The sequence below is a fragment of the Mycobacterium sp. IDUB_17 genome, from assembly GCF_055419465.1.
The window spans coordinates 1,149,716-1,169,526 of sequence record NZ_JBVAXS010000002.1 but is presented as its reverse complement, the minus strand read 5'-3'; the positions used below and the strand labels follow the sequence as shown (position 1 = coordinate 1,169,526).

The window sequence follows — 19,811 nt, the reverse complement described above, 5'->3', positions numbered from 1 at the left end:
CGTTGGTGGCGATCCGGTTCAATTACTACCTTTGCGCGCGGACTTGCACCAGCGCAGGCGCGCGATTCGAGTAGTGATTGCTGACGCTGATTACCGAGTGAGGATTCGGGGGCCGTCTTCGGTGACGGCGACGGTGTGCTCCCAGTGCGCCGCGCGGGTCCCGTCGGCGGTGACGACAGTCCACTCGTCGTCGAGAATCTTGGTCTCGGTGGTACCCAGGGTGAGCATGGGTTCGATGGCCAGTACCGAGCCGGGCTCCAGGTACGGGCCGCGCCCCGGTGAGCCCTCGTTGGGCAGGAACGGGTCCATGTGCATCTGCCGGCCGATGCCGTGGCCGCCGTAGCCGTCGACGATGCCGTACTTGCGGTCGTGGCGAGCCTCGGCGGCGTGGGTCTCGACCTCGATCGCGTGCGAGACGTCGGTCAGCCGATTTCCGGGCAGCATCGCGGCGATGCCGGCCTCCATGGCCGATTTCGTTGCGGCAGAAAGGGCTTCGTCGGCCGCGATGAGCGCGCCGATTCCGAAGGTGACCGCCGAGTCGCCGTGCCACCCGTCGACGATCGCGCCGCAGTCGATGGACACCAGATCTCCGGCGGCCAGTTTCTCTCCGGCCGACGGAATGCCGTGCACCACACGGTCATTGACGGATGCGCAAATACTGGCCGGGAATCCGTGATAGCCGAGGAACGACGGGGTGCCGCCACCGTCACGGATGACGGACTCGGCGATCTGGTCCAGCTCGAGCGTGGACACGCCCGGGGCGGCGGCAGCGCGGACCGCGCGCAGCGCCGAGGCGACGAGCGCCCCGGCCACGGCCATCGCGTCCAACTCTCCGGCGCTACGCTGCGCAACGATCTTGCGCTTACGCAACCCCGGCAATCTGATCACTTACCCAGTGCGTGCAACGCGCGGGCGAACACCTCGTCGAGGGCACCCACCGCATCCACGGTCTTCAGGTCGTCGCGGTAGTACTCCAGCAGCGGCTCGGTCTCGTCGCGGTAGACCTTCATCCGGTTGCGGATGACCTCGTCGGTGTCGTCGGCGCGACCACGACCCTTGAGCCGGGTCAGCAGCTCGTCCTCGGGCACCTGGAACTCCACCACCGCATCGAGCTTGGTGTTGCGCGCGGCAAGCATGTCCTTGAGCGCCCCGGCCTGCTCGACCGATCGGGGGTAGCCGTCGAGGATGAATCCGTCAGCGGCGTCGGCCTGATCGATGCGGTCCTCGACCAGACGGTTGGTCAGCTCAGCGGGCACCAGGTCGCCGGCGTCCAGGTAGCCCTTGGCCTCCAGCCCGAGTGGAGTGCCCTCACCGATGTTCTTGCGGAACAGGTCCCCGGTGGAGATTTGCGGGATGCCGAGCTTCTCGGACAGCTTCTCTGCCTGCGTGCCTTTGCCCGCGCCGGGCGGTCCGAGTAGGACGACTCTCACTTCAGGAACCCTTCGTAGTTACGTTGCATGAGCTGGCTCTCGATCTGTTTGACGGTATCCAAACCGACACCGATCATGATGAGAACCGCGGTTCCGCCGAACGGCAGATTCTGTACCGAGCCGGTGTTTCCGATCTGCAGGAACAGGTTGGGCAGAACGGCGATCGTACCGAGGTAGATCGAGCCGGGCAGGGTGATCCGGCTGAGCACGTACCGCAGGTAGTCCGCGGTCGGCTTTCCGGGCCGGATGCCCGGGATGAATCCGCCGAACTTCTTCATCTCGTCGGCGCGCTCGTCGGGGTTGAAGGTGATCGACACGTAGAAGTACGTGAAGAAGATGATCAGGCCGAAGTAGAGCGCGATGTACACCGGATCCGCCGGGTTGGTCAGATAGTCGGCGACGAACTTGTCCCACCATCCGGTGCCCGGGTTGGAGCTGCCGCTCTGGATCAGCTGCGTGATCAGGTGCGGGATGTAGATCAGCGACGACGCGAAGATCACCGGGATGACACCGGCCTGGTTGACCTTGAGCGGCAGGTAGGTGGAGGTGCCGCCGTACATCTTGCGGCCCACCATGCGCTTGGCGTACTGGACCGGGATGCGGCGCTGGCCCTGCTCGACGAACACCACGCCGACGATGATGGCCAGAGTCGCGGCGACCACGGCAGTGAACACCAGTCCGCCGCGGCTCTCCAGGATGGTCTGGCCTTCGGCCGGGATCCGGGCCGCGATGCCGGCGAAGATCAGCAGGGACATGCCGTTGCCGATACCGCGTTCGGTGATCAGCTCGCCCATCCACATCACCAGCGCCGCGCCTGCGGTCAGCACCAGCACGATGACGATCAGACCGAAAATCGAGGTGTCCTGGATGATGTCGAGGCTGCAGCCCTGCAACAGCCCGCCGTTGGCGGCGAGCGCCACGATGCTGGTGGCCTGCAGGACGGCCAGCGCGATCGACAGATAACGCGTGTACTGCGTCATCTTGGCCTGACCGGCCTGGCCTTCCTTCTGCAGCTGCTCGAAGCGCGGGATCACCACGACCAACAGCTGCACGATGATGCTCGCGGTGATGTAGGGCATGACGCCCACCGCGAAGACCGTCAGCTGCAGCAGTGCGCCGCCGGAGAACAAGTTGATCAACGAGTAGATCTGCGCCGAATCTCCGCCGCTGACCTGCTCGATGCACTTTTGGACGTTCGGGTAGTTAACCCCCGGAGACGGGATCGACGCGCCGGCCCGGTACAGGATCACCAGGCCCAACGTGAACAGGATCTTGCGTCTGAGGTCGGCCGTCCGCAGTGATGAGATGAAAGCCGAAAGCACTCTTCCTCCTGCGCAGCCGACTTCTCAGCGCGGCGTGCCAAATGGGGCTGGTGGAGCCAGCGTCAATGGTCAAGTCATGTCCGGCCGCCCTGCAGGCGCGCAGCCTGCGAACTCAGCCGTCAAATCAGTCTACGAGAGTAACAGTTGCCTCGGAGACCACCCTGCATGCACCCGCGGCAGCCCACTGCGGCCCGCCCGATCCGTCCGAGATTCCGCCCAACGACGGAGCAGAGCATCTCTTCAGAATCGGAGCGTACAGTCGGCGACAGCTCATTACATCACCTAACTAACACGTTGATTTTCACTGAACAAAAGGGGGATCCATGGCCCGGACTGCTGACGATTCGTGGGATCTGGCGTCGAGCGTTGGAGCCACGGCGACCATGGTCGCAGCAGCGCGTGCGATGGCCACCAATGCCGATGATCCGGTGATCGACGACCCCTTCGCCGCTCCCCTGGTTCGCGCCGTCGGGATGGACTTCTTCTCCCAACTCGCCGACGAGAACTTCACCACCGAGGGACTCGACGAAGAGGCGGCGACCGGCCTGGTCCGGTTCGCCAACGGCATGGCTGCCCGCACCCGCTTCTTCGACGACTTCTTCCTGAGCGCGAGCCGCGCGGGTATCCGGCAAGCAGTGATCCTGGCCGCCGGGCTGGATTCCCGGGCCTACCGGCTGCCATGGCCGGACGGCACCGTCGTGTACGAGGTCGACCAGCCCGAGGTGATCGAGTTCAAGAGCGCCACCCTGGCAGGCCTGGGCGCGGTGCCGACAACCGAGCGCCGGACGGTGGCCATCGACCTTCGCTTCGACTGGCCCTCGGCACTGGCCGAGGCGGGGTTCGACCCGTCGGTACCGACGGCGTGGATCGCCGAGGGGTTGCTGGGTTACCTGCCGGGCGATGCCCAGGACCGTTTGCTCGACCAGATCACCGCGCTGAGCGCGCCGGGCAGCCGCTTCGGTGTCGAGGGCGTGCCCGCGACCGAGACCAACGACGAGGAGACCATCCGGGCCCGGATGCAGGAGTTCACCGACCGCTGGCGGGCACACGGCCTCGATATGGACCTCAACGAGCTGATCTTCCTCGGCGACCGTGCCGACGTGACGACGTATCTGGAAGGCCACGCGTGGCGGACCACCGGCATCTCGTCGAACGATCTGCTGGTCCGTACCGGCCTGCCACCGGTCGAGGATGAGGCCCACGCGGCATCGGTTCTCTACATCAGCGCCGAGAAGTGAGGTAGGGCAAGCAATGGCACGGTCTGACACCGACAGCTGGGATCTGGCCTCCAGTGTGGGCGCGACGGCGACGATGGTCGCCGCGGCCCGTGCGATCGCCAGCGCCGAACCCGATCCGCTGATCAACGACCCGTACGCCGCGGACCTGGTCCGTGCTGTCGGGGTGGAGTTCTTCACCAAGCTCGTCGACGGCGAGATCGCGCTCGACGGTGAGCTGGCCGCCGGCGCCGAGTTGATGATCGGGATCATGGCGGTGCGAACGAAGTTCTTCGACGACTTCTTCACCGAAGCCGTCGCCGAGGCCGGTATCCGCCAGGCCGTCATCCTGGCCTCGGGTCTGGACTCGCGCGCGTACCGACTGCCCTGGCCGGACGGCACCGTCGTCTACGAGATCGACCAGCCCGAGGTGATCGGCGCGAAGACGGCCACCATGGCCCAGATCGGGGCCACGCCCACGGCCGAACGCCGCACCGTCGCGGTCGACCTACGCGAAGACTGGCCCGCCGCACTGCAGGCGGCCGGCTTCGATCCGGCGGCGCCCAGTGCGTGGAGCGCCGAGGGCCTGCTGGCTTACCTTCCGCCGGAAGCTCAGGACCGGTTGTTCGACAACATCACCGCGCTCAGCGCCCCGGGCAGCAGGTTGGCAACCGAGTTCCATCCCGACATCGCGGCCAACCTGCGCGAGCGCGGCAACGCGATGAGCGAGCAGTGGCGTCAACACGGCCTCGACCTCGACCTGGCCAACCTCTGGTACGACGGCGAGCGCAATTCGGTCGTCGACTACCTCACCGGCAGCGGATGGTCGGTGACCGCACGGCGGCGGCCCGAGTTGTTCGCCGAATACGGGCGCGCCTTCCCTGACGGAGAAGCCGCAGCGCCGCAACGCAATTCACAGGCCATCATCGCGATACGAGGTTAGGACCACCATGACACGCACCGAAGGCGACACCTGGGATCTCGCCACCAGCGTCGGGGCGACTGCTACCGGGGTGGCGGCGTCCCGCGCCCTGGCCACGAAACAACCCGACCCCCTCATCAATGATCCGTACGCCGACGCCCTGGTGCGTGCGGTGGGTCTCGAACACAGCATCCGGCTCGCCGACGGCGAGGCGTGCGTCGAGGGCGATCTGATGCTGGACCGGCAGCGGATGTGCGAGCAGATCGCCGTTCGCACCCGGTTCTTCGATGACTTCTTTCTTGCGGCCGCTGACGCCGGCGTCCGCCAGGCGGTGATCCTGGCCTCCGGGCTGGACACCCGCGCCTACCGGCTGGCCTGGCCTGCCGGCAGCGTGGTGTTCGAGGTGGATCAGCCCGCGGTGCTGGAGTTCAAGTCCCGCACCCTGACCGGACTCGGGGCCGAGCCGGCCGCCGAATTGCACACCGTGCCGGTCGATCTGCGCGACGACTGGCCGAAAGCCCTGCGTGACAACGGCTTCGATCCGCAGATCCCGACCGCCTGGATTGCCGAGGGGCTGCTGATCTATCTTCCCCCCGAAGCCCAGGACCGGCTGCTCGAGAACATCACCGCGCTCAGCGCCCCGGGCAGCCGCCTGGCCACCGAACACATGGACGCCGCCTCGCTCACCGAGAAGTGGTCCGAGCGGGTGACCCAATGGTCCAAGAAGGTCGGGTCCGATGTCGATCTGATGGACCTGTTCTATTCGGGTGAGCGCACCTCGGCCCGCGACCACCTGACCACGCTGGGATGGGACGTCACGGTGCAGCCCACCCGGGCAGCCTACGAGTCCCACGGTTTCGCCTATCCCGAGGAGCTTGCCGATCTGGCCGGTGATTCTGGTTATCTGTCAGCAACACTGAAGACATCGCACTAGACGACCAGGAGGCGCAAGATGGCACGCACCGATGGCGACAGCTGGGATCTGGCCTCCAGCGTCGGCGCAACGGCAACGTTGGTGGCAACCGGGCGGGCGATCGCCAGCCGGGATTCCCATGGGCTGATCGACGATCCGTTCGCCGCTCCATTGGTCCGCGCGGTGGGCATCGAGGTGTTCACCAAGATGGTCGATGGCGAGCTGAGTCTGGATGCGCTGGCCCAGCTCGCGCCGGAGGCCGCCGAGCGGGCCCGGTCCAACATCGACGAAATGGCCGTGCGTACCCGGTTCTTCGACGACTATTTCCTCGCGGCCGGTAAGGCGGGTGTCCGGCAGGCGGTGATCCTGGCCTCCGGTCTGGATTCGCGTGCGTACCGGCTGCCTTGGCCAGCGGGCACCATCGTCTACGAGATCGACCAGCCCGAGGTGATCGAGTTCAAGACCCGCACTCTGGCGGATCTGGGCGCGGAACCGACGGCAGAACGACGCACCGTACCGATCGACCTGCGCGACGACTGGCCGGCCGCCCTGCGGGCAGCGGGATTCGATCCGGCGAAGCCCACGGCGTGGTGTGCCGAGGGTCTGTTGATCTACCTGCCGCCGGAGGCGCAGGACCGGCTGTTCGACAACATCGCCGAACTCAGCGCACCCGGCAGTGCGGTGGCCACCGAGTTCGTGCCCGGGCTCAAGGATTTCGACCCGGAGACGGCCCGTGCCGCCACCGCGACGTTCAGCCAGATCGGTTTGAACATGGACATGCCGTCGCTCATCTACCACGGCGAAAGGCATTCGGCCGCTGACTACCTGACCGCCAAGGGCTGGAAGATGACCGGGGTGGGCCGTTCGGAGCTGTTCGGCCGCCACGGTCTGGCGGTTCCCGACCGTGACATGAACGACCCGATGGGCGAGATCGTCTACATCAGCGGCACTCTGAACTGAGGAGCGGTCAGACGGCCCGGCCGGCTGCGGTGTACGGCTCCGTGATTGATTCGGCGTCGTAACCGACAGGCGGCGGGGCCTCCGGCGTGCCGGGAATCTCGGTGCCGCTGATCGGACACCGCGCGGTCTCGGGGATTTTCACCAGTGCCACCGCACCGATCACGCAGGCCACCATCATGTAGTAGGCCGGCACCAGGTTCTCGCCGGTGAGGCTCACCAGCCAGTCGTTGACCGCGGGCGCGGTGCCCCCGAATATCGACGTCGACACGTTGTAGGCGATCGCGAAGCCCGCGTATCGGACCTGAGTGGGGAACATCGCCGGGAAGGTCGCCGAGATGGTGGCCAGCTGCGGCACGTACAACAGCCCCAGCACCGCGAAACCGATCACCGCACCGACCACGCCCGTGCCCATCAGCAGGAACATCGGCACCCCCGCCACGAACAGCCCGATCAGCGAGAACCACCACATCGGTTTACGCCCAACATGATCGGAGATGTGGCCGGCGAACGGCACGAAGATCATCATCGCCAGCATGCCGATGATGGGCACGACCAGCGACATGTCGGTGGACAGGCCGATGGTGCTCTTCAGGTAGGTGGGCATGTATGTCAACAGGGTGTAGTTGACCACGTTGAGTGCCACCACCAGACCGCCCAGCCGCAGCACCGGTCCCCAGTACTGCAGCAGCAGATCCTTGAGTTCGGTGGAGGGTTGCGGCTCCCCCTCCCCCGCCTCGGAGAGTTCGCGGAACACCGGGGTCTCAGACAGCCGGGTACGCAGATAGACACCGATCAGCCCCAGTGGAGCGGCGACCAGGAACGGCAATCGCCAACCCCACGAACCCATCTGGTCCTCGGTGAGGATCACCGAGAAGCCCAGCATCATCAACGCGCCCAGCGAGAACCCGGCCAGCGTGCCGAACTCGAGGAAGCTGCCGAGGAATCCGCGCCGACGAGACGGAGCGTACTCGGCCATGAATGTCGCTGCGCCGCCGTACTCCCCGCCGGTGGAGAAGCCCTGGATCATCCGCAGCAGCACCATCAGCACCGGCGCCCAGACACCGATCGCGGCATACGTCGGGACCAAACCGACACACAGGGTGGAACCCGCCATCAACAGAATTGTTATGGCCAGCACCTGTTTTCGGCCGATCCGGTCTCCCAGGGGGCCCCAGACGAATCCGCCGAGTGGACGGACCAGGAAGGACACCGCGAAGGTCATGAGCGCCAGCAGTGTCGCTTGCTTCCCATCGCCGGGAAAGATCGCCGCGGATATGTAGGTCACGCCGTAGGCGTAGATACCGTAGTCGAACCATTCGGTGGCGTTACCGATCGCCGATGCGGCGACGGCACGCCGCTGAACTTCGGGAGGCGTCTCCTCCACGGTGGCCGGTTCTGCCGTTTCCGGCGAATCTGACGTCTTGCCCGTACTGCTCGTGCTGTCCGAGTGCGCGGTGCCCACGGGAACCCTCCTCGTGCCTGACGACACTGCTCCCGTCGGATCACATCTTCGACGTCGGCTGATTCAGATCAACACCGCAGGGCCAGACCGTAGTTTGATTGGCTACCTTCTGCTCCGGAGCCGACGTTACCGCGCCACGCGCCGCGATGCGAATCACCTACCGTCATCGGCGGGTCCGCATCAGAACCGGTAGTCCCCCAGCCATAGCGCGTTGGAACCGGTCACCGTGCGCCCAGCCTGGTCCAGCAAGCCGAGCACCGACTGGCCGAGGAGGTTACCGACGGCCTGCGGCAGCGAGGCCGCGGCAGGTTGCGAGGAAGGCTTGGGCCGCAACATGTCCAGCCAGGACGAACCGGGGTAGTTCAGCACTCGTACCTTGGTGTCCGGATCCAGTCCGGCCAGGACCTTGGCCCGGGTGACCGCGGCACGCAGCCCGCCGAGTTCGTCGACGAGACCGCGCTCCAGGGCATCGGCACCGGTCCATATCCGGCCTCGGGCCACCTCGTCGACCTGCTCCACCGACAGCTTCCGTCCATCTGCCACCCGCGTGATGAAATCGGTGTAGAACAGCTCGGTCTCGGCTTCGACGTGGGCGTGCTGCTCGTCGGTGAACGGCGCGTTGGAAGACCAGGCGTCGGCATTGAGGTTGGTGCGTAAGGAATCCGATCCGACCCCGAGCTTGTCCTTGAGCTCGCGCGAGACCAGCTTGCCGGTGATCACGCCGATGGATCCGGTGATGGTGCCTGCGTTGGCCACAATCTCGTCGGCCGCCATCGATACGTAGTAGCCGCCCGACGCGGCGACCGCACCCATCGAGGCGACGATGGGCTTGCCGCGCTCGCGGGTCCGAACCACCTCGCGCCAAATCGTTTCCGATGCGGTGACCGAGCCGCCGGGGCTGTCCACCCGCAGCACGATCGCCGATACGTCGTCGTCGGCGGCGGCCTCACGAAGGGCCGCGGCGATGGTGTCTCCGCCGGCGCTGGATTTACCAAGCGGCAGCACCTGCGACCCGCCGCGCCCGCTCACGATGGGACCGTGCAGTGTCACCACCGCGATGGCGGGCTTGGACTTGCGGCCCGGTATCTGCGGCGCAGGCACCTTCGGCGACGTCCGCGCATATCGCGAAAGATAAAGTCGCGGTAGGGCATCCGGGTGATTGTCGGCGTCCGCCCCGGCCTCGGTCGGGCCTCCGGAAAGTTCACCGATCCGCGAATAGGCCTCGTCACGGAACCCGATCCGGTCGATCAGGCCGGCGGTGACCGCCTCATCACGCAGCACCGGCGCTGCGTCGGCCAGCGTGTTGATTCTCTCCACGGCCAGCTGCCGTGATTCGGCGATGGCCTGCCACACCTGCGACTGCAGGTTCTCGATCATCCGGCCGTCAGCCTCGCGTTGCGCGTCGGTGTAGCTGGCTTGCGTGAAAATGTTTGCGGCGGACTTGTATTCACCGCGCGCAACGAACTGTGCCTCGATACCTACCTTGTCGAGCGCATCGCGCAGGAACATCGCGTTGGTGGCGAAACCAACCAGGCCGACCGTGCCCGACGGCTGCATCCACACCTCGCGGAACGCCGATGCCAGGTAGTAGGACAGCGTGCCGGGGTAGGTCTCAGCCCAGGCCAACGTGGGCTTGACGGCGCTGAATGCCGCGATGGCGGCACGCAGCTCCTGCACCGGGCCGGGGGCGGCAGCGGGCAGCTGGACGCGCGCGATCAGCCCGGCCACCCGATCGTCCTCGGCGGCACGGTGGATCGCCGCGACGGCCTGCCGCAGAACAAGCGGCCGGCCGCCGCCCGAGATCACGGCCAGCGGGTCGAAACCGGTGGTCTCCGGCGGCATCGACTGCAGGTCCAACTCCAGCACACACCCGTTGGGCACTCCGTTGTGCCGAGCGGTGTCGACGCGCCGGACCAACGTCTTGAGATCGTCCTGGCCGGGCAGCCCTGGGAGAAAAGCGAACATGAACCGAGCCTACCGATCCGCGGATTCTGCGCGCGTCGACGAGAAGTCGCCGGCCATCGGATCCACCGTCGTACCGTGAGACAGGTGACGTTCTCCATCTCGCTCCCGCAGCTCGATCACGACGGCTTCGACGACACGGGTTTCAAGGCATATCTGGCTCGCGCCGAGGAACTCGGGTTCGAGGGCGGTTGGACGATCGAGCAGACCGTCGGCCCTGCACCGACGATCGCCCCGCTGGAGCTGCTGTCGTATGCCGCGGCGGTCACGACGACGCTGCGGTTGGGCGTGGCGGTCCTGATCACTTCGCTACACGACCCGCTGCAGTTGGCTTCCGCGATCACCGCGGTGGACCGGCTCAGCCACGGCCGCCTCGACGTCGGGGTCGCACCCGGCGGCAGCTTCCGGCAGTTCCCGGCCTTCGGGGTCGACTCCTCGACGTTCATCTCCAGCTTCACCGAGGGCCTGGAGCTGATGAAGGCTGCCTGGTCGGATGAACCCCGGATCACTTTTCACGGCCGGTTCCGTGACGTCGACGACCTGGCCATCAGCCCCAAACCCGTTCAGCGTCCGCACCCGCCGATCTGGTTCGGTGCCAACGCGCCGGCGGCACTGGCGCGGGCGGTGCGCCACGGCGATGCGTTTCTCGGGGCCGGTTCCTCGACCACCGCGGCCTTCGCCGAGGCAGTGCGCACGGTGCGCCGGGAGATCGACGAGCAGGGCAAGGATGCGGCGGCCTTCCGGATCGGCAAGCGGGTGTACCTGATCGTCGACGACGACACGGCCCGGGCGCGGGAGCGGGTGGACGCGGGCCTGCGGCGGATCTACGGGGACACGTCCTGGCTGGCAGATGTGGCCGTGGCCGGCACCGCGGACGACGTGGTGCGGGGCCTACGCGAGGTTCTCGATGCGGGCGCGCAGACCATCGTGCTCAACCCCACGGGCGCAAGCGTCGCCGAGGACCGCGAGCAGATGGAACGCCTGGCCGCAGATGTGATCCCGCAGCTCACCTAGATCCGTCCACCCCACCGCGAGCGTGGATCATCTGCGAGATTCCGCGGCTTTTCTCGCAGAGGTTCCACGCTCGCCGAACCCATGGCGCTCAACGCAAAAAGCCCCCGCCGAAGCGGGGGCTTTTGTGTCTGCTCGCGCAGAGAAACTACAGTTCGGTGGCCGAACCGCCGGCAGCGGTGATGGCCTCACGGGCGCTACCGCTGAACTTGTTGGCGGTCACGTCGACCTTGACGGCCAGCTTGCCGTCGCCGAGCACCTTCACCAGGCTGTTCTTGCGAACGAGGCCCTTGGCAACCAGCTCGTCGACACCGATGGTGCCGCCCTGCGGGAAGGCCTTGGTGATGTCGCCGACGTTGACGACCTCGTACTCGGTCCGGAAGCGGTTCTTGAAGCCCTTGAGCTTCGGCAACCGCATGTGGATCGGCATCTGGCCACCCTCGAACGTCGCGGGGACGTTCTTGCGGGCCTTGGTTCCCTTGGTACCACGACCGGCGGTCTTACCCTTGGAGCCTTCACCACGACCCACGCGGGTCTTGGCCTTCTTCTCCCCGGGGGCGGGCCTCAGGTCGTGCAACTTAATGACGCTCATTTGACTTCCTCCACCTCGATGAGGTGATGAACGGCCTTGATCAGACCGCGGGTCTGCGCGTTGTCCTCACGAACCACCGACTGACGAATCTTCTTCAGTCCCAGGGTCCGCAGGCTTTCACGCTGCTTCCAGCGTGCGCCGATGGTTCCGCGCACCTGGGTGATCTTCAGCTCTGCCATGGTTATGCCGATCCCTCACGCGCTGCTGCGGCAGCCAGCGCTTCGCTCTCGCGCCGGGCCTTCAGCATGCCGGCCGGCGCAACGTCCTCGAGGGGCAGACCGCGACGGGCCGCCACCTCTTCGGGACGCTGGATCATCTTCAGCGCGGCAACGGTGGCGTGCACCACGTTGATCGCGTTGTCGCTGCCCAGCGACTTGGCCAGGATGTCGTGCACGCCGGCGCATTCCAGCACCGCGCGAGCCGCACCACCGGCGATCACACCGGTACCGGGGCTGGCGGGGCGCAGCATGACCACACCCGCGGCCGCCTCACCCTGGACCGGGTGGACGATGGTGCCACCGATCAGCGGGACACGGAAGAAGTTCTTGCGAGCTTCCTCGACACCCTTGGCGATGGCGGCCGGAACTTCCTTGGCCTTGCCGTAGCCGACGCCGACCATGCCCTTGCCGTCACCGACGATGACCAGAGCGGTGAAGCTGAAGCGCCGACCACCCTTGACCACCTTGGAGACGCGGTTGATGGTCACCACGCGCTCGATGTAGTTGCTCTTCTCACCGCTGTCGCGGCCACCACGGCCACCGCGGTCGTCGCGGCGGCCGCGGCCACCACGGTTGTCGGAAGCGCCTGGGCCGCCGGCACCAGTTGCCTGCTCGGCCATCATGCAGTCCTCTCGTTGACAGTCATCAGAATTTCAGCCCGCCCTCGCGCGCGGCATCCGCCAGCGCGGCGATCCGGCCGCCATAGGTGTAGCCACCACGGTCGAACACCACGGTGTCGACGCCGGCAGCCTTGGCGCGCTCGGCGATCAGCTGACCGACCCGAACGCTGTGCGCCTTCTTGTCACCCTCGACGGCGCGAACGTCGGCCTCGATCGACGAGGCAGCCGCCAGCGTGACGCCTTCCAGGTCGTCGATGAGCTGGACGTGGATGTGCCGTGCCGAGCGGTTGACCACCAGACGCGGGGTCGCGGCGGTGCCGGAGACCTTCTTGCGGAGCCGGGCGTGCCGACGCAGCCGTGAGTTGCGGCGGGTCTCAGAGATGTTCTGCCCCACCGGCTTGCGGACGGCGGCAGCTTCAGTCTTTGCAGCCATGGTTACTTACCTGTCTTTCCGACCTTGCGGCGGATCTGCTCACCCTCGTAACGCACGCCCTTGCCCTTGTACGGGTCGGGGCGGCGCAGGCGGCGGATGACCGCGGAGATCTGACCGACCTTCTGCTTGTCGATACCTGTGATCGAGAACTTGGTGGGCGTCTCGACGGCGAAGGTGATGCCCTCGGGCGCCTCGATCACCACGGGGTGGCTGTAACCGAGCGCGAACTCCAGGTTGGAACCCTTGAGTGCGACGCGGTAGCCGACGCCGAAGATCTCCATCTTGCGGGTGTAGCCCTCGGTGACACCGGTGACCAGGTTGGCCACCAGGGTGCGGGACAACCCGTGCAGGGAGCGGCTGCGCCGCTCGTCATCGGGACGGCTGACCACGATGGCGCCGTCTTCGTTGCGCTCGACGGTGATCGGCTCGGCGACGTCCAGGGTCAGCGTGCCCTTGGGGCCCTTGACCGAGACGTTGCGGCCGTCAATCGTCACATCGACCCCGGCGGGAACCAGGACCGGCTGCTTACCAATACGCGACATGTCTTCTATCCCCTCACCACACGTAGGCGAGGACTTCGCCGCCCACGCCGCTTCGTGCCGCCTGACGGTCGGTGAGCAGACCCGAGGACGTGGAGATGATCGCCACGCCCAGGCCGCCGAGCACCCGAGGCAGATTGGTGGATTTTGCGTAAACCCGCAGACCGGGCTTGCTCACGCGGCGGAGGCCGGCGATGCTGCGCTCACGGCTGGGGCCGTACTTGAGCGAGACCACCAGGGACTTGCCGACGCGGGCGTCCTCAGTGCGGTAATCGGAGATGTAGCCCTCTTTCTTGAGGATCTCGGCGATGTTCGCCTTGATCTTCGAGTGGGGCAGAGTCACCTCATCGTGGTACGCCGAATTGGCGTTGCGCAGACGTGTCAAAAAGTCTGCGATCGGGTCAGTCATCGTCATGACAACCGGCTCACCTTCCTCGCGGCGGTTCCCTCTTCAGGGCCTTCCGCAACCTGTTTGGATTGGTCTGTGGTCTGCTGCGCTCGCGCGCGGTGCCTGCTGGGTGTTACCAGCTGGACTTCTGCACGCCGGGCAGCTCACCCGCGTGCGCCATCTCGCGCAGGCAGATACGGCACAGCCCGAACTTGCGGTAAACCGAGTGCGGGCGACCGCACTTGTTGCACCGCGTGTACGCGCGAACCGCGAACTTGGGCTTCTTGTTGGCCTTGTAGATCAACGCCTTCTTTGCCATGTGCTCAGTTCTCCTTGAAGGGGAAGCCCAGCGCCTTCAGCAGCGCACGGCCTTCGTCGTCGTTGGTCGCCGAGGTGACCACGGTGATGTCCATGCCGCGGGGACGGTCGATGGAATCGACGTCGATCTCGTGGAACATCGACTGCTCGTTGAGGCCGAAGGTGTAGTTACCGGTACCGTCGAACTGCTTGCCGTTCAGGCCGCGGAAGTCGCGGATACGGGGCAGGGCGATGGAGATCAGCCGGTCCAGGAACTCCCACATCCGGTCGCCGCGCAGCGTGACGCGCGCGCCGATGGGCATGCCCTCACGCAGCTTGAACTGTGCAATGGACTTGCGGGCCTTGCGGATCTCCGGCTTCTGGCCGGTGATCAGGGCCAGATCGGCAACCGCGCCGTTGATCAGCTTGGCGTCGCGGGCGGCGTCGCCGACGCCCATGTTGACGACAACCTTGACGACGCCCGGGATCTGCATGACGTTGTCGAACTCGAACTGCTTGTTCAGCGACTCACGGATCTCTTCGCGGTAGCGCTGCTTGAGCCGAGGCTGAACCTTCTCAGGTGCGGTCATCAGATGTCCTTGCCATTGGTCTTGGCGATGCGGACCTTCTTGCCGGTCTCTTCATCGACGCGGTAACCCACACGAGTCGGCTTGCCGTCGGAATCGACGACCATCACGTTGGACACGTGGATCGCGGCTTCCTGGGTGACGATGCCGCCCGACGATGCGCCGCGCTCGTTCTGTGACTGCGCGGTGTGCTTCTTGATCCGGTTGACGCCCTCGACCAGGATCTTGTCGCGGGTCGGGTAGGCCTCGATGACCTTGCCCTTCGCGCCCTTGTCCTTACCCGAGACCACCAGCACGGTGTCGCCCTTGTGGACCTTCATTTACAAAACCTCCGGAGCCAGCGAGACGATCTTCATGAACTTCTTCTCGCGCAGTTCGCGACCGACCGGCCCGAAGATGCGGGTGCCGCGGGGGTCGTTGTCGGCCTTGATGATGACGGCGGCGTTCTCGTCGAACTTGATGTAGCTGCCGTCGGCGCGGCGGCGCTCCTTGACGGTGCGCACCACGACGGCCTTGACGACATCGCCACGCTTGACGTTGCCGCCCGGGATGGCGTCCTTGACGGTCGCGACGATGATGTCGCCGATACCGGCATAGCGTCGCGATGAGCCACCGAGCACGCGGATGCACAAGATTTCCTTGGCGCCCGTGTTGTCGGCGACCTTCAACCGCGATTCCTGCTGAATCACTCGATCTCCTGACCTGGATTTGTATGCACGCCAGATACCGACCTGGACGTGCGCGGTCTTTGTTTCCGAAGGGCACGCAGAGCTGACTCAAAACAGCAGTCAACCGAGGTCTGCCCAAGGCAACCCCTACATAGTAGGTGAGCACGGCGAATGCGCCAAATCGCGGCACTTTACCCGTCGAGCGTGGGTCCTGGCCTCAGCTCACCACGCAGCGAAACCCGATGTGCGTCGTCGAGCTGTCCTGCGACTGCGGTGACCGCGCTGCTGGACGGTACCGGTGACAGTACTCCGGTGCACATAGGTGCGAACCACCCTTGAGCACCTGGTTAACGGTCGGATCCGCCACCCACTCCGGCGTCGCCGGCCGGGCGGATCCCGCAGGTGAGCAGCACGCCGGGGCGTCGGCCGCCAACCGGTGCTGCCCGGTGAACCGCGTGGTGGTCCACTCCCACACGTTGCCGATCATGTCGAGAAGGCCGAACGCGTTCGCCGGGAAGCTGCCGACCGGCGAGGTGCCGTGCCAGCCGAGCGCGCCGTCGTTGCGATACGGGAACCGGCCCTGCCACGTATTGGCCATGAGCGCTCCGCCCGGGGTCACGTCGTCGCCCCACGCGTAGATCCCCTCGACTCCCCCACGCGCCGCGTACTCCCATTCCGCCTCGGTGGGGAGCCGGCGCCCGGCCCAGGCCGCGTAGGCCGCGGCGTCGGGATAGGCCACCTGCACGACGGGGTGCTCGGGGGCGGCAGCGTCGCGATCGGGCCCGAACGGGTGGCGCCAGTCGGCGCCGGGCGCCCAGTCCCACCACTGCCGCCAGTCCCGCAGGTCGACGGGGCCATCGGTGGGCCTGAACACCAGGGCCCCGGGCACCAGATCGGCCTCGTCCACCCCGGGATACAGCGCCGGGTCCATCGGCCGTTCGGCGATCGTGACGTACCCGGTGGCCGCGACGAACTCGCCGAACTGGGCGGTGGTCACGGGATGCTTCTCGATGGCGAATGCGGCGACGGTCACGGAGTGGACCGGGGCCTCCTCGGGGTAGAACGCCGTCGAACCCATCTGGAAGGTCCCGCCGGGAAGCGCGACGAGTTCGGTGACCACGGCACCGAGGCTAGTCGGGCCCGGCATCGGCCGATTCAGCCCGGCATCGTGATTCCGAAGTCGGCCAGCATCGCCGTCCTGGCTTCGTCGAATCCCGGCGTTTCACTCGGGGCTTCGAGGCGCACGACGGCCAGGAAAGCCCCCTGATTGGTCCACACGTGAACGATCCGGTCGGCGTATTCGATGCCCTTTCCGGGCCGCTTCGCCAGGGTGCCCATCAGCTTCTGCCCGCTGTACCCGCACAGGTCACCGGGCAGCACGCTGACACTGTTGATCGGGTACTTCGCGACGCGATCGTCGCTGTACTGCTCGAAGTCATCCCTCGCGTTCCGGGTCGTCGGGCTGAGCGTGATCTCGGCGGTCATCCCGGCGGGCCCGGTCAGCTTCACCGCCTCCGCGTGGGGTGTCACCTCGGCGAGCCCCTGGGGAATCCCGACGATGAGTGTCGGTGAGCCCGGCGCCGAACTGTGGACCGTGACGGTGGGCCCGGCCGGGGGCGGGCAGGTGACCTCACCGGCAGCCAATACCCGCGTGGTGGTCGGCTCGACGCCGTAGACCGGCATGTCGAACTCTGGCGACGTCTCGTGTGGGGGCGGCGTGGTCGTGGCCTTCGAGGTCTCGGGTGTCATCGTGGTTGTTGCCGTCGCACCGACGCTCGTCGATGAGGCATGCGGACCCTCGCCGGCCCCGCAGCCGGACATCGCCGCGACGGCCAGCGCGCCGATACCCAACTGGATCACAGCCGGTTTCATCGGTCAGTCCTTGGCGAACGCGACGGCGAGTTCCCGCTCGAGGTCCTGATACGGCTCGCCCGACAAGTCCACGGTGACCTGCCCGATGGTGCCGCCGGTGAAGGCGAACGGAGCCCGGTATTGCTGCGACACCGCAGATCCCGTGTTGCGGCCGATGCAGATACCGCCCCCGGCCAGCGCGAACATGCCGGGGTGCGTTTGCATTCCGTCCAGCGTGGCCACCGCGGCATCGTCGACGTACAGGGTGGTGTCCCCGAGTGGGGTATGACTGCCCTCGACGGTGCCGGTGCGCTGGTACTGCACACCGAAGATGTGCCGTCCCAATGGGATCGGATCCGGCGAGACCAGTGACTGCTCGTGCTCACCGAGGAAGTTGTAGACGTAGTGCAACCGCCCGTCGGCGAGGAACAGCACGTGACCGCCGTGTGCGCCGCCCTGCTTGAACAAGACGCCTTGCGCGTCGGCGCCGTCCACGGTGACATCGGCGAGCACGGTGAACGACTGCCCGCGCAGTTCGGCGGCCGCGCCCAGGCCGACTTCCGCGGTGTTCGGGTAGTAGGTGTAGCGCGACCGCTCGCCGACCAGGTAGGGCCGCCACCGGGTCATCGTCTCGAGGATGTTCAGGTCGGCCAGCGGCAGCCCGTTGTACTTGTCAGCTTCGCTGAACCACAGCTCCTTGAGTTCGGCGAGTTTATCCGGATGTTCAGCGGCCAGATCGTGGCATTGACTCCGGTCGGCTTCGATGTGGAAGAGCTCCCAGCGGTCGGCATCGAAGTGGGACCAGCCCGACGGGGTGGCCGCATGGACGGTGTTGGCGAACCAGCCTCTGTGCCAGATTCCGCGGGTGCCGAGCATGGTGTAGAACTGGGTCTCCTTGCCCGTCGGCGCGTCCGGATTGTCCAGGGCCACCTTGAAGCTCATACCGTCCAGCGGCTTCTGCGGAACCCCGCGCACGCTCGCGGGCGGGGTGATGTCAAGCAGGTCGTAGATCGTCGGGGTGATGTCGCAGACGTTGATGTAGTTGTCGCGCACCGCACCGTGGGCACCGATGCCGTTGGGCCAGGAGATGATTGCGGTGTCGGCGATTCCACCCTCATGCGAGGCGTAGCGCTTGAACAGCTTGTAGGGCGTGTTGAACGCCATCGCCCACCCGATCGGGTAGTGGTTGTAGGTCTCCGGCGAGCCCAACCGGTCGATGAACCTGAGCCCTTCCTCGGCGGTGTCGATATAGCCGTTGAAGAACTTCGTTTCGTTGACCGACCCGTTCGGCCCACCCTCGCCGCTGGCCCCGTTGTCGGAGATCACCACGATGATCGTGTTGTCGAGCTGTCCTGTCTCCTCCAGGAAGTCCAGCACCCGGCCGATCTGGGCATCGGTGTAGGACAGGAACCCGGCGAACACTTCGGCCATCCGGGCGAACAGCCGCTTCTCATCGGCCGACAACGATTCCCACGGCCGGACGGTGTCCTGCGGGGGCCACGATTCACCGTTGGGCCCCTTGACATCCGCGTAGGGGTTGACCGGTGACAGCTCCGTGTCGGGCGGCACGATACCCAGCCGTTTCTGATTCTCCAGCACGACGTTGCGGTAGGCCTCGTAGCCCATGTCGAACCGCCCGGCATACCGGTCTGCCCACTCTTTGAACACATGGTGCGGGGCATGGCCGGCTCCTGGGCACAGGTAGGTGAACCAGGGTTTGTCGGGGGCGATCATCTTGGCGTCGCGGATGAACTCGATGGTCTTGTCGGCCAGGTCCTGCGACAGGTGATAGCCCTCCTCGGGCGTCGCCGGTGGTTCGACCGGATGGTTGTCGTACACCAGGTCCGGATACCACTGATCGGTCTCGCCGCCCATGAAGCCGTAGAACCGTTCGAACCCGCGCGAGCACGGCCAATGCCGTTTGGTGGCAGCAAGATTGGACTCTTCCAACGGAGTCAGATGCCACTTGCCGACGCAGTATGTGTTGTAACCGTTCTCGGCGAGGACCTCCGGGAGCAGGGCGGTCTCGTACGGAATCCGGCCGTTGCAGTTGGGGAATCCGTCGGTGAACTCCTCGATGGTGGCCATCCCGACCGTGGTGGCGTTACGTCCGGTGAGCAGTGAGGCGCGGGTGGGCGAGCACAGCGCCGTGGTGTGGAACTGTGACAGCCGAACTCCGCGTTCGGCGATGCGGCTCATCGCAGGCATGTCCACCAAGCCACCGAAACAGTCCCAGGTGGCGATACCGGTGTCGTCCCACACCAGGTACAGGACGTTGGGGGCATTCTCGACGGCGGTGGGTGCCGCGTACGGCCCCCAGTCCGGTTCGGAATCCCTGATGTCCAGTTCGATCTTGCCGTTGAACTCGGTTGCCATGGCGACCTCACTCCGGTAGGCGATTCAGCACCGGTAAGACTGATCG

Annotated in this window: 23 protein-coding genes; 5 read left to right on the top strand and 18 right to left on the bottom strand. The window is 66.2% G+C overall.

Annotated elements, in window-relative coordinates; genetic code table 11:
* Positions 1-90: 90 nt before the first annotated feature.
* Genes map through secY form a run of 3 tightly spaced genes read right to left on the bottom strand, consistent with a single transcriptional unit; the run spans position 91 to position 2,752 of the window.
* Entirely contained in the window at positions 91-888 is a 798-nt protein-coding gene (gene map, locus ACZYZ7_RS12940) for a type I methionyl aminopeptidase (protein ID WP_463741038.1), read from the bottom strand.
* Positions 885-1,430: an adenylate kinase gene (locus ACZYZ7_RS12935; protein WP_463741037.1), complete on the bottom strand. Its 546-nt coding sequence runs from the start codon at positions 1,428-1,430 to the stop codon at positions 885-887. The genes map and ACZYZ7_RS12935 overlap by 4 nt, the downstream gene beginning before the upstream one ends.
* Positions 1,427-2,752 (bottom strand): preprotein translocase subunit SecY, encoded by a 1,326-nt coding sequence (gene secY / locus ACZYZ7_RS12930; RefSeq protein ID WP_135452905.1) that lies wholly within the window; start codon positions 2,750-2,752, stop codon positions 1,427-1,429. Before secY ends, ACZYZ7_RS12935 begins: the two co-directional genes overlap by 4 nt.
* 323 nt (positions 2,753-3,075) lie before the next feature.
* On the opposite strand from secY, the gene ACZYZ7_RS12925 reads away from it, so the two are divergent.
* Genes ACZYZ7_RS12925 through ACZYZ7_RS12910 form a run of 4 tightly spaced genes read left to right on the top strand, consistent with a single transcriptional unit; the run spans position 3,076 to position 6,761 of the window.
* Entirely contained in the window at positions 3,076-3,990 is a 915-nt protein-coding gene (locus ACZYZ7_RS12925) for a class I SAM-dependent methyltransferase (RefSeq protein WP_463741036.1), read from the top strand.
* A gap of 13 nt (positions 3,991-4,003) precedes the next feature.
* The gene (locus tag ACZYZ7_RS12920; protein WP_450071250.1) at positions 4,004-4,909 is read left to right on the top strand and encodes a class I SAM-dependent methyltransferase; all 906 of its coding nucleotides are present in this window, start codon (positions 4,004-4,006) and stop codon (positions 4,907-4,909) included.
* A gap of 7 nt (positions 4,910-4,916) precedes the next feature.
* Positions 4,917-5,822, top strand: a complete 906-nt coding sequence (locus ACZYZ7_RS12915; protein ID WP_463741035.1) for a class I SAM-dependent methyltransferase — start codon at positions 4,917-4,919, stop codon at positions 5,820-5,822.
* An 18-nt stretch (positions 5,823-5,840) separates the two neighbouring features.
* On the top strand, positions 5,841-6,761 hold the full coding sequence (locus ACZYZ7_RS12910) for a class I SAM-dependent methyltransferase (RefSeq protein WP_463741034.1): 921 nt from the start codon (positions 5,841-5,843) through the stop codon (positions 6,759-6,761).
* A gap of 7 nt (positions 6,762-6,768) precedes the next feature.
* Here the strand turns inward: ACZYZ7_RS12910 and ACZYZ7_RS12905 are convergent, their stop codons facing one another.
* The gene (locus tag ACZYZ7_RS12905) at positions 6,769-8,145 is read right to left on the bottom strand and encodes an MFS transporter (protein WP_463741075.1); all 1,377 of its coding nucleotides are present in this window, start codon (positions 8,143-8,145) and stop codon (positions 6,769-6,771) included.
* Between the two features lie 258 nt (positions 8,146-8,403).
* Complete coding sequence (sppA, locus tag ACZYZ7_RS12900) at positions 8,404-10,188, bottom strand: signal peptide peptidase SppA (protein ID WP_463741033.1); 1,785 nt, start codon at positions 10,186-10,188, stop codon at positions 8,404-8,406.
* An 84-nt stretch (positions 10,189-10,272) separates the two neighbouring features.
* Between sppA and ACZYZ7_RS12895 the strand changes: the two genes are divergently transcribed.
* Entirely contained in the window at positions 10,273-11,199 is a 927-nt protein-coding gene (locus ACZYZ7_RS12895) for an LLM class flavin-dependent oxidoreductase (RefSeq protein WP_463741032.1), read from the top strand.
* A 145-nt stretch (positions 11,200-11,344) separates the two neighbouring features.
* On the opposite strand, the gene rplO is transcribed toward ACZYZ7_RS12895, so the two are convergent.
* From rplO to ACZYZ7_RS12830, 13 genes are all read right to left on the bottom strand, one after another.
* Entirely contained in the window at positions 11,345-11,788 is a 444-nt protein-coding gene (gene rplO, locus ACZYZ7_RS12890; RefSeq protein WP_135452899.1) for a 50S ribosomal protein L15, read from the bottom strand.
* Positions 11,785-11,967 (bottom strand): 50S ribosomal protein L30, encoded by a 183-nt coding sequence (gene rpmD, locus ACZYZ7_RS12885; RefSeq protein ID WP_044516182.1) that lies wholly within the window; start codon positions 11,965-11,967, stop codon positions 11,785-11,787. The genes rplO and rpmD overlap by 4 nt, the downstream gene beginning before the upstream one ends.
* Before the next feature lie 2 nt (positions 11,968-11,969).
* The gene (gene rpsE / locus ACZYZ7_RS12880) at positions 11,970-12,626 is read right to left on the bottom strand and encodes a 30S ribosomal protein S5 (protein WP_135452898.1); all 657 of its coding nucleotides are present in this window, start codon (positions 12,624-12,626) and stop codon (positions 11,970-11,972) included.
* Between the two features lie 25 nt (positions 12,627-12,651).
* The gene (rplR, locus tag ACZYZ7_RS12875) at positions 12,652-13,059 is read right to left on the bottom strand and encodes a 50S ribosomal protein L18 (protein ID WP_135452897.1); all 408 of its coding nucleotides are present in this window, start codon (positions 13,057-13,059) and stop codon (positions 12,652-12,654) included.
* Between the two features lie 2 nt (positions 13,060-13,061).
* Complete coding sequence (gene rplF, locus ACZYZ7_RS12870) at positions 13,062-13,601, bottom strand: 50S ribosomal protein L6 (protein WP_044516177.1); 540 nt, start codon at positions 13,599-13,601, stop codon at positions 13,062-13,064.
* A gap of 13 nt (positions 13,602-13,614) precedes the next feature.
* The gene (gene rpsH / locus ACZYZ7_RS12865; RefSeq protein ID WP_029106887.1) at positions 13,615-14,013 is read right to left on the bottom strand and encodes a 30S ribosomal protein S8; all 399 of its coding nucleotides are present in this window, start codon (positions 14,011-14,013) and stop codon (positions 13,615-13,617) included.
* Positions 14,014-14,119: 106 nt separating this feature from the next.
* Positions 14,120-14,305 (bottom strand): type Z 30S ribosomal protein S14, encoded by a 186-nt coding sequence (locus ACZYZ7_RS12860; protein WP_135452896.1) that lies wholly within the window; start codon positions 14,303-14,305, stop codon positions 14,120-14,122.
* A gap of 4 nt (positions 14,306-14,309) precedes the next feature.
* Positions 14,310-14,873: a 50S ribosomal protein L5 gene (rplE, locus tag ACZYZ7_RS12855; protein ID WP_044516174.1), complete on the bottom strand. Its 564-nt coding sequence runs from the start codon at positions 14,871-14,873 to the stop codon at positions 14,310-14,312.
* Complete coding sequence (gene rplX, locus ACZYZ7_RS12850) at positions 14,873-15,190, bottom strand: 50S ribosomal protein L24 (protein WP_135452895.1); 318 nt, start codon at positions 15,188-15,190, stop codon at positions 14,873-14,875. Before rplX ends, rplE begins: the two co-directional genes overlap by 1 nt.
* On the bottom strand, positions 15,191-15,559 hold the full coding sequence (gene rplN, locus ACZYZ7_RS12845) for a 50S ribosomal protein L14 (RefSeq protein WP_029106885.1): 369 nt from the start codon (positions 15,557-15,559) through the stop codon (positions 15,191-15,193).
* A 196-nt stretch (positions 15,560-15,755) separates the two neighbouring features.
* The gene (locus ACZYZ7_RS12840; RefSeq protein WP_463741074.1) at positions 15,756-16,658 is read right to left on the bottom strand and encodes a formylglycine-generating enzyme family protein; all 903 of its coding nucleotides are present in this window, start codon (positions 16,656-16,658) and stop codon (positions 15,756-15,758) included.
* A gap of 35 nt (positions 16,659-16,693) precedes the next feature.
* On the bottom strand, positions 16,694-17,410 hold the full coding sequence (locus ACZYZ7_RS12835; RefSeq protein ID WP_463741031.1) for a hypothetical protein: 717 nt from the start codon (positions 17,408-17,410) through the stop codon (positions 16,694-16,696).
* Between the two features lie 3 nt (positions 17,411-17,413).
* On the bottom strand, positions 17,414-19,765 hold the full coding sequence (locus ACZYZ7_RS12830; RefSeq protein ID WP_463741030.1) for an arylsulfatase: 2,352 nt from the start codon (positions 19,763-19,765) through the stop codon (positions 17,414-17,416).
* Between the last annotated feature and the right edge of the window lie 46 nt (positions 19,766-19,811).

Bases quoted from the DNA above. Each gene is read 5' to 3' on its own strand.
- ACZYZ7_RS12925 (WP_463741036.1), top strand. From the start codon at position 3,076: ATGGCCCGGACTGCTGACGATTCGTGGGATCTGGCGTCGAGCGTTGGA.
- ACZYZ7_RS12920 (WP_450071250.1), top strand. From the start codon at position 4,004: ATGGCACGGTCTGACACCGACAGCTGGGATCTGGCCTCCAGTGTGGGC.
- ACZYZ7_RS12915 (WP_463741035.1), top strand. From the start codon at position 4,917: ATGACACGCACCGAAGGCGACACCTGGGATCTCGCCACCAGCGTCGGG.
- ACZYZ7_RS12910 (WP_463741034.1), top strand. From the start codon at position 5,841: ATGGCACGCACCGATGGCGACAGCTGGGATCTGGCCTCCAGCGTCGGC.
- sppA (WP_463741033.1), bottom strand. From the start codon at position 10,188: ATGTTCGCTTTTCTCCCAGGGCTGCCCGGCCAGGACGATCTCAAGACG.
- rplO (WP_135452899.1), bottom strand. From the start codon at position 11,788: ATGAGCGTCATTAAGTTGCACGACCTGAGGCCCGCCCCCGGGGAGAAG.
- rpmD (WP_044516182.1), bottom strand. From the start codon at position 11,967: ATGGCAGAGCTGAAGATCACCCAGGTGCGCGGAACCATCGGCGCACGC.
- rpsE (WP_135452898.1), bottom strand. From the start codon at position 12,626: ATGGCCGAGCAGGCAACTGGTGCCGGCGGCCCAGGCGCTTCCGACAAC.
- rplR (WP_135452897.1), bottom strand. From the start codon at position 13,059: ATGGCTGCAAAGACTGAAGCTGCCGCCGTCCGCAAGCCGGTGGGGCAG.
- rplF (WP_044516177.1), bottom strand. From the start codon at position 13,601: ATGTCGCGTATTGGTAAGCAGCCGGTCCTGGTTCCCGCCGGGGTCGAT.
- rpsH (WP_029106887.1), bottom strand. From the start codon at position 14,013: ATGACGATGACTGACCCGATCGCAGACTTTTTGACACGTCTGCGCAAC.
- ACZYZ7_RS12860 (WP_135452896.1), bottom strand. From the start codon at position 14,305: ATGGCAAAGAAGGCGTTGATCTACAAGGCCAACAAGAAGCCCAAGTTC.
- rplE (WP_044516174.1), bottom strand. From the start codon at position 14,873: ATGACCGCACCTGAGAAGGTTCAGCCTCGGCTCAAGCAGCGCTACCGC.
- rplX (WP_135452895.1), bottom strand. From the start codon at position 15,190: ATGAAGGTCCACAAGGGCGACACCGTGCTGGTGGTCTCGGGTAAGGAC.
- ACZYZ7_RS12835 (WP_463741031.1), bottom strand. From the start codon at position 17,410: ATGAAACCGGCTGTGATCCAGTTGGGTATCGGCGCGCTGGCCGTCGCG.
- ACZYZ7_RS12830 (WP_463741030.1), bottom strand. From the start codon at position 19,765: ATGGCAACCGAGTTCAACGGCAAGATCGAACTGGACATCAGGGATTCC.